Raw genomic sequence first — 15,295 nt, forward strand, 5'->3', positions numbered from 1 at the left:
ATAAGTAAAGTATACTTATGGGTCAGATTTTAATTAAATGTATTTTTTTGCCCAGTTTAAAAAGTTATCGATGACTACATCAAGGAATTTTACTGTACCTTCATCAGTTAAATTGCCTTCTGCATCGAATTTAGTGTGAACAGCACCAATGTAAACATCATTGCCGCTTAGTAATGGTGAATTAATGCCAGGAGAGAATAAAATATCGCGTAAATGTAATTGCGCTTTTACAGTACCTAAGTTCCCCATAGATGCACCCATAATGATAGATGGTTTACCAATCATTACTTTATCTACACGAGATAGCCAGTCAATGGCATTGACCATAACGCCTGGTACTGTACCATTATATTCTGGTGTCACCCATAGTACAGCATCTGCCGCCTTTACTTTTGCTTTAAAATCAAGAACCTCTTGTGGTGCTTCATTTTCGATATCTTGATTATACATTGGTAGGTCCTTTAAGCTTAAAACCTCAAGATCTAACTTTTCTGTATAACGTTTTTGAATAAATTGAGCTAATTGCATATTATAAGATTCTTTACGGATACTACCAACGATAGCTACCACTTTCATGATGTTTCCTCCTAAATGTACATTATTCATAGTATTTGTATAGCAATTCTATTTTATACCACATTAATAATAAGTGGCAAATTCTTCAACTGGCTTGCGATAGCCTCGTAAGCGACGACTGTCTTCTTTTTCTTTCCCAATTGTAATCATCAGTGCTATCTCCTTGGTTTCTGGCACATGAAATAGTTCTCGCAATTTCTGATGATCAAAGCCAATCATTGGACAAGTGTCCCAGCCGCGATTTTTTGCAGCAAGCATAAATAGCATGGCAGACAAAGACGCATTTCGAATAGCTTCATCCTTCATAAATGTCTCACCACGTTCTTCATAAAATTTAGTATTCTCTGCAACAATTTCTGCTAGTTCACTAGCTGTTATTATACCCAAATCAACCATACCTTGACTTAGTTCAGCAGTATCTTTATAAGCTTCTTTATCACCTAAGACAAGGATTACCCCTGAAGCTGAATGCACTTTATATTGACCAAATGCCGCCTCTCGCACCTTTTCCTTCATATCCTCATCCAGCACAACGATATAGCTTGCATGCTGTAAATTAAATGCTGATGGGGCGAGCTTAACATCCTCCAAAATAGGACGTATATCTTCCTCAGTCATCTTAACGCCCTTGATAAAATTATTAGCAGAGCGACGCTTATCAATCAGCTTGGAAAATTCCACTTATTAAACCCCCAATATAGTTATGTATTCATCCAATAGTAACCCTACTGAATGAAATAATATTACTCATATTCTTTATCGAACGTAATGGAGCTTCTTACAGTATCTATTGGACGAACGAGGCCTTCAATCTGCTCACGCTTTGGTTCTAAAAACGGTGGTAAGGACAGTTTCTCACCTAGCGTTTCATATGGCTCATCACCCATAAACCCTGGACCATCTGTAGCCAATTCAAATAAAATTTGAGGTGCTACCCGTGCATACAATGATTCAAAGAAATGACGATTTACATAGCCAGATGTATGGAAACCAAAGCTTTCAAAACGTGCAGTCCATTCATCTAATACTGCACGATCCTCTACACGGAAGGCTGCATGGTGAACCGTACCAAAGCCTTGTCGAGCAACAGGTAACACAGTGTTATGCTCTACAATAATTTGAGCGCCATTTCCACCCTCACCTACTTCAAATAGATGGAAATCCCCTTCTTCTGCAATTTCTTTAAAGAGCATCACTTTTTCTAGCATATCTTTAAAATATTTCACATTAGCTACACGAACAAATACTGGCCCTAAACCTGTAATTGCAAATTCTACTGGGATGGGACCATCTTGCCAAGGTGTGCCTGAAGCAACTCCTGTATTTTGCTCATCAGAAATAAGCTGATAGTGCTGATCGTCAAAATCAACAAAGGACAATGTTTTTTTACCAAACTGTTCTTTAATACCTGTATGTTTTACAGTCAATCGATCAAAGCGCTTTACCCAATAATCTAAAGCTGCATCAGTCGGTACACGGAAAGAAGTTTTTGATATTTCATTTGTTCCATGTACCCCTTTTGGGATGTTTGGGAAATCAAAGAATGTCATATCTGTCCCTGCACTACCTTTATCATCTGCAAAGAATAAATGGTATGTTTGAATATCATCTTGATTCACTGTTTTCTTTACTAAACGCATACCTAAAACGAATGTAAAAAATTTATAATTCTCTTCAGCACTACTTGTAATAGCCGTTACATGGTGTACACCTTTTAAATGATTCATACAATATTCCTCCCATTTATCTCGACTTCGAGATATATGTGTAAAATTTTTTAATAATTAGTAGCGTTTTTACCTACTTTTTTAAGAGACAAAATCATTGTGTCCAGCTCCTGCGATTCTAATACTTCAAAAATCTCGTTTATTTTTTGTTCATGCCTAGGGAAAATCCCTTCCATTAAAGCCTGTCCCTCATACGTTAATAGCACATACGTAACACGTCGATCTTTCGGACATGCCTTTCGATATACATAGCCTTTTTGCTCGAGCTTATCAATTACATAAGTAATACTACTGCTTGCAATTAATATTTTTTTACCAATCGCTTGAATAGGCTGCTCTCCATGATGGTACAAAAATTCAAGAACCGAAAATTCGGTTTGATTTAAATCATATTGAAGTAAATCTCTTTTAGTGGCATCCTGAATCGTTTGATATGCTCGGAACAAGACCGTAAATGCTTTTAAGTTACGATTGTCTTCCTTCATACGACTCCCTCTTTTACTCCGAATTCATTTATCTTTAATTCGAGATAATAATAACATATTCATTTTTAATCAGCAATCATTTTGTTTCTCACGTTTGCCATCTTCTTCTACGGGTAGAATGTAGTTGTAACTTATAAAGGAGGATTTTACATGAAAAAAGACGTCAATCAAAAACAACAACAGCTAAAAGCATTCCGAGTAAGTGATAAAGATCAGCCTCTAACAACCAACCAAGGATTAAAAATATCGGAAGATGAACATTCACTAAAAGCCGGTGAACGAGGACCCACTTTATTGGAGGATTTTCATTTTCGTGAAAAAATGACTCATTTCGATCATGAACGAATTCCTGAACGAGTGGTACACGCACGCGGGTCTGCAGCTCATGGAATCTTTGAAACCTATAAATGCGCGAGTGACATTACAAAGGCTCAATTTTTAAATGGACAAGGAACTAAAACACCTGTCTTTGTTCGTTTCTCTACCGTTGCAGGCTCAAAAGGATCTGCAGATACTGTCCGTGATGTACGCGGCTTTGCTACAAAATTTTATACACAGGAAGGTAATTATGATTTAGTTGGTAATAATATACCTGTTTTCTTTATTCAAGATGCCATTAAATTCCCCGATTTTGTACACGCTGTAAAGCCTGAACCGAATAACGAAATTCCTCAAGCTCAAAGTGCCCATGATACGTTTTGGGATTTCATTGCAAATAATCAGGAATCTGCCCATATGGTCATGTGGCATATGTCCGATAGATCCATCCCACGAAGCTATCGAATGATGGAGGGCTTTGGTGTTAATACCTATCGCCTTGTCAACGCTGAAGGAAAAGCACACTTTGTTAAATTTCATTGGAAACCTATACTTGGGGTTAAATCATTAGTATGGGATGAGGCACAAATCATCGCTGGAAAAGACCCTGATTTTCACCGTAGAGATTTATGGGAATCCATCGAACGAGGCGATTTCCCAGAGTGGGAGCTTGGTGTCCAACTTATTCCCGTTGAGGATGAATTTAATTTTAGCTTCGATATTCTCGATGCAACAAAAATATGGCCAGAGGAAGAAGTTCCAGTACGTATCCTTGGAAAAATGACACTGAACAAAAACGTTGATAACTTCTTTGCTGAAACGGAACAAGCTGCATTTCATGTTGGACATGTTGTACCTGGTATTGATTTTTCAAATGATCCTTTACTACAAGGTCGCTTGTTCTCCTATACAGATACTCAGTTAATAAGACTTGGAGGACCGAACTTCCATGAAATCCCTATTAATAAACCAATTTGTCCCTTCCATAATAACCAACGAGATGGCTATGGCCGACAAACCATTAATGTCGGGCAAGTTAGCTACCATAAAAACTCCTTAGCCAATAACTCACCCTCCCCTGTCTCTGAAAGCGACGGAGGATATAAACATTATGAAGAAAAATTGGAGGGACACAAAGTACGTGCACGTAGCGATAGCTTTAAAGACCATTTTTCACAAGCAAGATTATTCTGGCTCAGTATGACCGATATGGAGAAAGAGCATATTATTAATGCCTTTAGCTTCGAACTTGGAAAAGTAAAAAATAAAGACATTCGAAAACAAGCTGTAGATATGTTTGCTCATGTCAGCTACACACTTGCATCAGCTATTGCTGATCAAATTGGTATAGTACCACCAATCCAAGTAGAAGTACCACATACTCAACAAACCTCACCTGCTGTTAGCCAAATGATCAATGCAGTCGAAAGTGTTAAATCTTTTAAAGTAGCTCTGATTGTAACAGAAAATAGTAGTGAAAACTTAAACGAACTAATGGCTACATTGTTAAGTAAAAATATAGTGGTTGAACTTGTGAGTACTAAGCAAGGCATCCTAAATGGCTTTGAAATTCAAGAAACATTAGCTACTACCTCCTCCGTTCTTTATGATGGGGTTTATGTGACTGGAGCTTTCCAGAATTCTGATCAGCAATCAAAAGCACTACAATTCATTGAACAAGCCTATCAGCACTGTAAAACAATAGGCTATACGGAAAATGTTTCGTTTTTACAGCACCTTGCCAATAAAAATGGTGTTGCAAACAATCTGAATTCTTTTATTCGTTTCCTTGCTAAGCATCGACATTGGGTACGATAATGAATGGAAAAGCCAGCTAACGTATTGAATCTGTTAGCTGGCGTATTTCTCTTATTTAATTCGTGTAAATTCCTTTTCATTTCCGTCAACAAATTCAACATCGACTTCAATGGATTGGTAGTTGGCTTCAATATTAAATACTTTAATTACTTGATCGATTACCTCATCATTAGGTGTTGTCGAATCGAAATTTAACTGCTTAAATAATGGCTCTAATTTTGTATAAGCTTCATCCCCTTGCAGTCTTTCATTCTTACGGTCATCCTGTAACTTCGCTTCTATACCTGATTTTTTGTCTTCATATTCTACCTCATATGACTCTGTTGCAGAATAATCAACATCTAATGAAAACTCTAAAAAATTAAAGGTCATTTGGTCTGTTGGCGTATCACCAGTCTGCTGTGTACCATTTTGATTTGCTGGTGCGTTAGTAGGTACGTCCTTTACTTCATCCTTATTACAGCCATAAAGAATAACAGTCATTAAAGAAATCGTTAATAAAAATTTCAATTTCAAATTATACACTCCCTTCTTTCCATATTATTTCCCCATCCCGCTATAAACTAACCCAAAAAAGACATCTCCTTTGATGAGGAAATGTCCTTTTAATGACACGCTAATTAATAATAGAAGTTGCGATCAACTTTATTTTCTTGAATAGCCTTTGCTAAACGGACTGTTGAGATAGCCAAGTCAGCATATGACACACTCTTCGTAGCATTAAAGTTGTTTTGCTGTGCATCAATTAGACCCATACCATGTGCTAAAGCAATATAGCCTGTATACGCTGGATCAATTGAAGTTGCATCAGCAAAGTTTAATTTATAAATATCTTTATATTTAGCAACATTGTCTAATTGTAATAGTTTGATTGACCACTCTGCAAACTCTTGACGAGTCAGAGTCGCATCCAATGCAAATTGATTTGCAGGCTGTATGATCCCCATTTTAACAGCTTGTTCTACTACTCCATAGAGTGGATGCTTTTTATCAATATTGTTAAAGGATTGCTTTTCACCATCTCCATTACCATAGTAACCATATGTTAAGGAATGTAATAAAATTTTCAATGCTTCTCCTTTTGTCACAGCAGCATCCGCATTAAAGTTTGCTAGATCTTTTACCTCTAACACATTTTGATTTAATAAATAATTTAACTCTTTGGCAGCCGTTGGGTGAGAAATAACAGGCTTCTCTTTTGAGTCATCTTCATTATTTAACCATTCACCAGAAATAGCATCAATCTGGTTAAATAAACTACCATTGTAAGTAGGAGCATACACTAAATCATAATGTTGTTTATTTTCCGTATCTTGTTTTACATATTGTAGTTTCAATGCAAGTGCCTTGCTATAGGCTTCTTTTGCTTTGTCGGCTGAAATGACCTTATTGATAGACGGCCAGCTATCTATCTTTTGCTTATATACACTTAGTGAGCGTAAAGATCCATCAGAGCCAATACCTACATATAAGCCATCTCCTACAACTGCAATTCCATTCATCATGCGTGGGAAGGTGAAGTAATATTCCTTACTATATTGATCAAATACAGCATCCTCGATTGGCATTGAATACTCATGTAGATATGAAGGTGTCCATTCCTTCAAGTAATCAGTTGCCTTCTTCAATGCAGCGTCCTTCGAAATAGCGTTTACTTTGTTATCTACTAAAAAATCTCTCGATAGGTCATGATACTGAACTAGTTCACCTGTCGCCTTATTGATTTCTAAAGAGCTACCAGATCCACCATTGCCATACATATACGTATAGTTTACAGAGTATATCGTCTCACCATTGTCATTTTCTCTTTCATCTACTAATTCTATATTGAGCTTCGCTTTACTCTCATCAACCTTTAAGAAATTTTTCGCGAACTCTTCAGCCTCAGCTGCCGTCATACCGTTCTTTCTTGGTGGTAATGGCTGTGCTGAAATTTTCTCAACACTCTTTGTCTTCGGCAATTGCTCAGTAAAACCATTTGCTGTCTGCCATTGCCCATTTAGAGCATGTACACCATTGAACCCTGTGGCAGGCGTATACACAAGCTTCACATTACGTTGATTAGATCTGTAGTCGTAATCAATATAATAACGAAGCTCGACAGCTAAATTATCACGAACTTGTGCCAGCATATCTTCCTCATTCTTTTTTTGATCTAAACGATCAAAGGAAGCTTTACTAATAGATTCTGCATTACTAGACATCCCCGTAATTTCACCATTTGCCAGAACATGAATAGTAATACTTTGATCTCCAATAAGAACCCCATTATAAATTGGTGAATAGACAAAGGAGTAAGTAATTGGTTCTGATAACGGTCTAGTAATATTAAAACCATATTCGTTATAATCATCACGAAGTTTGTAATTATCCGAATCAACAAATTTACCCAGGAATTTTTGTGCAATTTTTTGCGCCTCATTCTCTGAATACTTTGCTGGATAGATTGCTTCTGCTATATTTGCAGGCTGATAATAAAAACTTTCTAGTTCTAAATCATCGCCCTTAAATACAAAACTACCATGTGCATCTTTACCATTAATTGTCTTATAGAAGTTTAGTTCATATCGAACCGTTGTATCATCTCTATAAAAATGACCTGGTCCAGAATTAAAGTCATTATCCGCTACAAATTTGAACTCTTCTGGGAATAGTGAACGTAATTTTTTTATCAGCATGTTTTTTGTAACTTTTGTTTCAGTTGAAGCTACCTGAATTTCGATACGCTCCGATGATTCCTTTACATTTGCAGATACATGCGAAATTGGTGCTAAAATACCAACAGAAAATGCTGTTGACGTCAAAATAATACCTAACTTTTTAAATTTACCCAAAATATCCCTCCTAAAATACTATTTACCATAATTATAATGTATTTTCCGATATTTAGACATGTTTTTTACAGATAATTTCCACTTAGAAGAAAATACATTGGGTAAACCCTATTTTCCTTCCTCATGTTATTTCTTCACCACATCAAAATTGGCTCCAATTAATACCCAATTTTGAGGGAATGGTAGCCCCAACTTCCAATAACCAATACCACGGAGATTATATTGTTTAATAAGATTGAATTTTGCTTGAATAGATCTAGCATCTTCAAACCACACCATATGTGCCCTACCTTGCTCATCATAGTATTCAAAGAATGGTGCTTGGGCCCGCCAATCAAACTGAATTGCTGCATTATAACGTTTGGCAATTTCAATGGCTCTTTGTGGGCTAAGTGCTTCCGCGTACGGTCCACCCTGTACAAAAGGTAACGTCCAGTCATAGCCATATAAATTTTGTCCAAGCATAATTTTACTTGCAGGTATTTCACTAATCGCATATTTTACAACAGCTTCTACCTCAGGGAGAGGCGAAACGGCCATTGGCGGTCCTGCAGAATATCCCCATTCATAGGTCATGAGTAAAACAAAGTCGACTATTTCTCCATGCGCCCTATAATCATGTGCTGCTGTCCATGGACCTCGTTCACTATCACTTGTTTTTGGAGCTAGTGCGGTAGACACTGTATATCCTTGAGCATGGAATTTTTCGACAGCTCTTCTTAAAAAATTGTTATAAGCTTGTCGTTGATCTGCTGGCAAATTTTCAAAGTCAAAGTGGATATCTTTCACTTCCCCAAGTCGCTTTGCTTCTGCAAGAATATTATCAAATAATAAATCTTGAACAGCCGTACTTTGAAAAATATCTCTCGCTAACTCGCCACTAAAACTAAAATTCTCCAGATTAGAAATAACCATAGCCAGAGATGCTCCTGTATCATCCGCAATTTGTGTCACACCTTGACTCGGTGGTCTCTGTAGGGTTCCATCCCTTCTTGCCTCATAACTGAATAAAGCTAAATATGTTAAATAGGGACCCGCTTCCCTAGCCTGATTCAAGAGGGCCTCGCTAACAGATGTTCCTCTGGGCTCTAAATACGCCAATGTTTCTGCCCTAGTTTTTGGCGGTTGTGGAATATATACTCTTGTTCCAACAGCTAATGGTTGATTGGGGTTAATACCATTTACTTGAGCAAGCGTTACATAATTAATACCAAAGCGTTGCCCGATTGACCATAAGCTATCGCCTGGCTGTACATAATAAAAGCTTCCGACAATTGGGATCACAAGAGCTTGCCCCACAACTAAACGATTTGGATCGGGAATTTGATTGGCCTCTACAATGCTCTGAACCGTAGTCCCATACGCCTGCGCAATACCCCATAAAGACTCGCCAGCCCGTACAACATGTATTTGAATGATTTTGCCTCCTTCTCGCTTGATAAAATCATACCTATAAATCTTATGAAACCCGATAAGAAAAGATGTCTTGCTACACGCCACAAAAATCTATTACTTCGAATAGTGGATGAATTTTTGGATGGTGTATTTTGTCATCCTTTTTATTAGTGTATGAATAATAATTTCCTAAGGCTTCGGAACCCCCATTCACCTGATTTTTTGTTTGCTATGTATCCTATTGCTGTATTCCATGCACTCGATAATATCCATGTTTTTACTTTCCCTTCATCTTAATGTTTTCAATATATCTAGTGTTCTATCTTCTGCTTCTTCTCTACTATTTGTATAAGAAAACGCAAAATGATACACAACCCTAAAACATTCATCGTACAAACGTTCTATATATGGCATATCCTTCTGTATAAATTCCCCCTCTTTCTACCTTATAAATAAGTCTCTGTACGCTAGTTTTTGTCGCACTTTTCCCGAAATATTTAACGCAACTAGTATCATATGCCTTATTCTTTTCACTATCACCACTCTTGTATAATGAAATTATTGTAAGGAGGTGTTAGATTGCGTTTATTTTACCAGCAAAAAGTAATCGGCAAGAAATCTCGTAAGCTTCAAAAAATTCCATTTTCTATTGATGAGCCTGTTACAACTTTACAAGATTTACTTGTTCAACTTGTGACACAGCAGGTACAACAATTTAATGAAAAAATGGTCGACACACCACTTCATCTTTACTTAACGGATCAGGAATTAGATGACGCAACCCAGTATGGGAAAGTACATTTTGGAGAGAAGAAAAATGATTCTTTACAGTCAGTTGACCAAGCCATGTCCAATATGCTTCAAGCATTTCAAGATGAGCTGTTCTTGGTCCTTCACAATGAGGAGCCGCTAGATTCTCTTACTACACCTTTAACCATACAGGAAGACGATGTTTTTACATTCATTAAATTAACTATGCTTGCAGGACGCATTTGGTAAGGAGGGATATTTCATGACACTTTCACATGAACAAAAAACACATTTTCAAGGTATAGTCGATTCCGCACCTACAGCTATACAGCCATTAGCTGCAGCATTACTAAAATATATGGACAACAGAGATTATGAAATAGAACATCTGATAGCTGCTCAACAAAATTCATCACTTGAAGAGCTATTTAGTGGTCCACTATTTGACGTGCTTACGCTATTTTCTTCACAAGAACGTGCACTAAAGATTAAGAAACTAGCATTACGTTTTGATGCTACAATGTTCCAAACTGATGTTTTACGTCGATCATTTCGTTCATCTCAACCCGTGCAGGATCATCTTTTCCACTGTTTACAATTAATAGAAGAAATGCTGACCTTTGAGGAAATTACTTTGCAGGAGTTACTAGCGAATCATCATCAATACGAGCATGGTACCTATCCCAATTACAGCTCTTACGTTTTGAAGAATGAGAATATAAAAGTAATGGGCTTTAACGTCTTTGAACAGTTGCTTGCTGACGAACTTTCTTTAGAAAACCCTTCTATTGAAGAGGTAGTGGAAAGTATTTTATTTGATGAGCATCACAGTAGCTTTTTCGGTCATCCGTTCATTCGGGGTATTTTTAAGTCCAATAACCACCGTATGCATGAAGCTCTTGGCAAATTATTAGTAGCAGCTGCCCGTCAAGAAGGGCTACGACAAGCAATCGTTGAAAATATTGATCATGGCAATCTTGATGCACAGCTACAAATGATGAAACTTATTCAAAAACATCAACTAACACGCTTCTCCTCTGTGATTCGAGCAGTCGATACTTGGATGGGGCTTGGCTATAATAGCTTTGAAAATCAAAAAGTGACGGAGGAAGTTTTAGCTTTAGCTGTCCAAGCCATCGAACAGGATAACTTTATTGAACAGCTACTAAAGAGTGAACGTACAATTGATATTTATGTCGCATTATGGGCAACTGCTACAAGGGACTATACAAGGCTAGATGCTGTCGTGACAGCACTCTTAAAGCGTAACAAACATATCCAGCTTACAACGCTTGCCTTTTTAAAAAATTTATCTAAGACCTCCTTTACAGCGCCATTTGTGAAGGATTTAATTTTAACGACGAAAGATATCGAGTTATTTGCCTTTGCATGGGGCAATTTCCTCTATGCCAACCACTATATTAATAGCGAGTATGCAAGAGATTATGAATGGGATCAAAACCTTCAAAAATTCATGCAAGAAAATGCACAGTTGCAAGGCATTGAATATCCATTATTCGAACAACTAGAATGGGCTAAGAATGAAGTCACAAAAGAAGGGCTGAATATTACAGGTAAACCTTTATCCTTTGTCCATGTCCATTTATCATTAGAAGATTTAATTTCAACCCAAATTATTTTGGCCCATCATGTACAAGATGAGGTATTATTCCAACGAATTATTGCACAGGCAGATTCCTACTCACCATCAAGTAGAATCGGCTTACTGAATATTTATTGTCTTGATCCTAAAACACAAGGTCAACGTGAATTTTTATTTAATTCTTTACGAGATCGCAGCTCCATCAATCGTTCTCTTGCATTGAAAAAAATACATGCTCTGACACCAACCGAAGAAGAAATCGTAAAAATTGAAGATCTTTTAGCTAATAAATCAGGGGCACTTCGTAAAGAGGCTATCTCCTTGTTAAAAGCTCAACTACAGGACCCGTTATTGCAAAGTGCTGAACGACTGATAAAAGATAGTAAGCAGTTAAAAAGGCTTGGAGGACTTGAATTACTGTTAGAAGCTTCTAAGGACGACAATTTAACGAGTGAGGAAATTACCACTTTATGTTCCTTATTACCAAAAGTAACAAAAAATGAACAAGTTCTGTTAGAACAATTAGTAGCAAGAGATGTACCACAGTATAACGAGCGCAATGGCTTTGGCTTATATACGCCGCATTCCCCTATTCAATATGATCGTATTGCCGATGGGGCCATTCAAATGAATGGTGAAGAACCTTGGCAGCAGCTTGTTCCTTTCTATGTACAGACACCGACACCATTTGAACAATTTTTTCAATATGATATTGAAAAATTGCTGTCGAAGCTTGAGCAACTTATCCAAGTACTTGATGAACATGCTGAACTTGAGTATGAGACGTACCAATGGAATGATACGCCTATTACTACAACGTTAGGACAACAATATAGTGTCCTGACAGATAAAACGGACAGTCGGCGAGATGCTAGTCTAGATGCTTATCCTATTCCTGAGGAAATTGTTCAATGGATTAAGTCATCTCTATTTAGCCGTGAGGACTTAGTCTATTTTAATTTCTACAATAATCTATCAGAATACCCTGCTGCCCATGATCTTTCCGATGCAGCCCATACACTTATTAAACCTTTCTTCCAATACGAAGAAATGAAAGCACGAGTTGTTCAATTTGATTCCTTGAAATATAACTATACGATTCAACAAATTTTCTCTGTGCTATCGCAAGATACCGATAAAATTTCAGGAGAGACAATGTTGCATAAAGAAGCTCTCTCATTACTAGAAAAGCATGCTCCTGAATTTAATAGCTTTGAACAGGCTATCGGCATAATGCTACAGCTATTCAAACAAATCCCTGCAGATCAGTGGCAGCTTGATGTTAGAGAGCAAAGTTATTATTACTATCGTTCTACATCTACTATTATTGATTTGGATGTTATTGAGACATTTGTAGAGCGATGCTGGTCTGGTTACTCAACCTATGGTGAATATGTCAAAATGCTCGCGGTCAATGAAGAGCTTACAAAGCGTATGAAAAACGAAGGCTATAGTGCTAATGTATACAATTTATCACTGTTCCAATATTTAGATGCTATGAAGGCTGGGTTATTGACACAGGATCATTTATTTGAAGCCATCTTTACTGATACACTTGCTTCAGAAATATTTAACGAGCCTAATAAATTACTAGAACGCTATCAGCAGTCATTTGAAGACTTAACAGATTTTTTTGCTATTCGTGAACAAGCGATTGATCGTATTTTAGCCATAGAGCTAAAGCGTGGTGATACACCTACCACTGTAACCAAGCTTGCTAGTAATATTTCTTATTTTGAGGGTATTCATTATTTCTTACAAATTCTACAGGCACTTGATGGAGAAAAGCTTGCGCGAGGTTATATTTGGCAAGCCGAAACGAAAAAGGATGTATTCTCTCGATTGCTAACTAGCTGCTACCCTAAAAAAGAAGAAACGGCACAGCAATTAAAAGAGGCGTGGGAACAAACAGATATTTCAAAAGAACGTTTAATCGAAGCCATGATGTACAACCAGCATTGGATAGACCTTGTCAGTGAGGTCATTGACTGGGATGGATTAAAGGAATCAGCCTGGTATTTTATCGCCCATACAACTGATTCTTTATCAGACTTTGCCAAAGATCAGATTGCCCTCTTCTCTAGCATAACTGCTGAGGATTTTCGTGATGGTGCATTCGATTTAGCTTGGTTCCAAAGTGCCTACGAAACACTTGGTGCAAAAAAATTCAAACTCGTCTATGATGCAGCAAAATATGCTTCTGAAGGAGCCAACCATCGTCGGGCACAGCTTTATGCAGATACGGCTATCGGTAAGCTCAGTCCCAAACCATTTATGCAAGAAATTCAAGACAAGCGCAATAAAGATAAATTACGCGCACTTGGCCTGATTCCTTTAAATAAATCTGATGATAAAGATGCCTTAACACGCTATCAATTTATTCAACAATTTTTAAAGGAAAGTAAGCAATTTGGTGCGCAACGCCGGGCTAGTGAAGCACGCGCAGCCAGTATTGCACTAGAAAACTTAGCTCGCAATGCTGGTGATGGAGAAGCCACACGCTTTACATGGCGTATGGAATTATCAGCCTTTAACGACATCAAGCATTTATTTAAAGCACAACAAATCGAGCAAATTACAGCTCATTTGCAAATTGAAGAAGATGCGTCTGTAGCCATTGTTGTTGAAAAGGATGGTAAACGTCTAAAGAATATTCCTGCTGCATTAAAAAAACATGCTGCTATTGTAACCTTGCAGGAAGCTCGAAAAGATTTACAAGAACAATATAAACGGGCGCGTCCAGCACTGGAACAGGCTATGGAATTAGAAACTGTATTTTCAGCTGATGAGCTTATCAATTTATTAGCTCATCCGATTCTAGCTCCCCTTTTACAAAAGCTCGTCTTTATCAGTGATGAACATGTTGGCATGCTTACTCCAGATGGCTTACAGCTTTTATCTGCTGACATTGTGGCACTGGCACCAACGTCCGCCATCAAGATTGCCCACCCTTATCATCTTCTAGAAAGTGGTCAATGGAGACAGTGGCAAGCCTATATGTTTGAGCACAAAATACAACAACCATTTAAGCAAGTGTTCCGTGAGTTATATCTCATCAATGCAGATGAAAAAGCACAAAAACAATCATTACGCTATGCAGGACATCAAGTAAATCCGTCACAAACAATAGCTTTGCTGAAAACACGAGGCTGGCAAATGAGTTATGAAACAGGGCCTCGTAAAGTGTATTACAAGGAAAATATTGTGGCATCCTTGTATGCACAGGCAGATTGGTTTACCCCAGCAGAAATTGAAGCACCTGCAATCGAAGGGGTTTACTTCTATGATCGTCTAACCGGCAAAAATATCGTGTTAGATGTTATTCCTGCTACGATATTCTCTGAGGTTATGCGAGATATTGACCTTGTAGTCAGCGTTGCTCATATTGGTGGTGTAGACCCTGAGGCAAGTCATTCTACTGTTGATATGCGCAGTATTATTGTAGAAGAATTAGCTAAATTATTGAAGCTAAACAATGTGGAAGTGAAAAAACAGCATGCCCTCATTGAAGGTAAGCTAGCAAGCTACTCCTTACATTTAGGAAGTGGTGTGGTGCATCAAGTAGGTGGTTCGATGATTCCGATTATTGCTGTTCCATCACAGCATCGTGGACGAATTTTCTTACCGATGGTGGATGATGATCCACGCACAGCCGAAATCATGTCAAAACTGTTATTACTAAGTGAAGATACTAAAATTAAAGATCCTGCCATTTTAACTCATATTCGTAGCTATGAACAAATGCGCTAATGTAAGCCAAGTAAAAACAGGTGACAAAACAAGTCACCT

Annotated in this window: 10 protein-coding genes; 3 read left to right on the forward strand and 7 right to left on the reverse strand. The window is 37.6% G+C overall.

Annotated features, from left to right (window positions below; translation table 11 throughout):
- Positions 1–33 precede the first annotated feature (33 nt).
- The 4 genes from V6670_RS20185 to V6670_RS20200 form a co-directional block, all read right to left on the reverse strand.
- Positions 34–576 (reverse strand): NADPH-dependent FMN reductase, encoded by a 543-nt coding sequence (locus V6670_RS20185; RefSeq protein WP_271911067.1) that lies wholly within the window; start codon positions 574–576, stop codon positions 34–36.
- 63 nt (positions 577–639) lie between these two features.
- A complete protein-coding gene (locus V6670_RS20190) occupies positions 640–1,257 on the reverse strand; it encodes a nitroreductase family protein (RefSeq protein ID WP_338651958.1) in 618 nt (205 codons plus the stop codon).
- A 62-nt stretch (positions 1,258–1,319) separates the two neighbouring features.
- Complete coding sequence (locus V6670_RS20195) at positions 1,320–2,303, reverse strand: ring-cleaving dioxygenase (RefSeq protein ID WP_338651959.1); 984 nt, start codon at positions 2,301–2,303, stop codon at positions 1,320–1,322.
- Between the two features lie 50 nt (positions 2,304–2,353).
- The gene (locus V6670_RS20200) at positions 2,354–2,788 is read right to left on the reverse strand and encodes a MarR family transcriptional regulator (protein ID WP_338651960.1); all 435 of its coding nucleotides are present in this window, start codon (positions 2,786–2,788) and stop codon (positions 2,354–2,356) included.
- Positions 2,789–2,938: 150 nt separating this feature from the next.
- Between V6670_RS20200 and V6670_RS20205 the strand changes: the two genes are divergently transcribed.
- Positions 2,939–4,924: a catalase gene (locus V6670_RS20205; RefSeq protein ID WP_338651961.1), complete on the forward strand. Its 1,986-nt coding sequence runs from the start codon at positions 2,939–2,941 to the stop codon at positions 4,922–4,924.
- Between the two features lie 51 nt (positions 4,925–4,975).
- On the opposite strand, the gene V6670_RS20210 is transcribed toward V6670_RS20205, so the two are convergent.
- From V6670_RS20210 to V6670_RS20220, 3 genes are all read right to left on the reverse strand, one after another.
- On the reverse strand, positions 4,976–5,440 hold the full coding sequence (locus tag V6670_RS20210) for a YusW family protein (protein ID WP_338651962.1): 465 nt from the start codon (positions 5,438–5,440) through the stop codon (positions 4,976–4,978).
- Positions 5,441–5,544: 104 nt separating this feature from the next.
- A complete protein-coding gene (locus V6670_RS20215) occupies positions 5,545–7,758 on the reverse strand; it encodes a YcdB/YcdC domain-containing protein (protein ID WP_338651963.1) in 2,214 nt (737 codons plus the stop codon).
- Positions 7,759–7,884: 126 nt separating this feature from the next.
- Complete coding sequence (locus tag V6670_RS20220) at positions 7,885–9,174, reverse strand: glycoside hydrolase family 18 protein (RefSeq protein ID WP_141905427.1); 1,290 nt, start codon at positions 9,172–9,174, stop codon at positions 7,885–7,887.
- A gap of 558 nt (positions 9,175–9,732) precedes the next feature.
- Between V6670_RS20220 and V6670_RS20225 the strand changes: the two genes are divergently transcribed.
- Positions 9,733–10,152: a hypothetical protein gene (locus V6670_RS20225; protein WP_338651964.1), complete on the forward strand. Its 420-nt coding sequence runs from the start codon at positions 9,733–9,735 to the stop codon at positions 10,150–10,152.
- A gap of 13 nt (positions 10,153–10,165) precedes the next feature.
- The gene (locus V6670_RS20230; RefSeq protein ID WP_338651965.1) at positions 10,166–15,256 is read left to right on the forward strand and encodes a DUF4132 domain-containing protein; all 5,091 of its coding nucleotides are present in this window, start codon (positions 10,166–10,168) and stop codon (positions 15,254–15,256) included.
- The last annotated feature ends 39 nt before the right edge of the window (positions 15,257–15,295 follow it).

This window comes from Lysinibacillus sp. Y5S-8, from assembly GCF_036894365.1.
Lineage (GTDB): Bacteria > Bacillota > Bacilli > Bacillales_A > Planococcaceae > Lysinibacillus > Lysinibacillus fusiformis_D.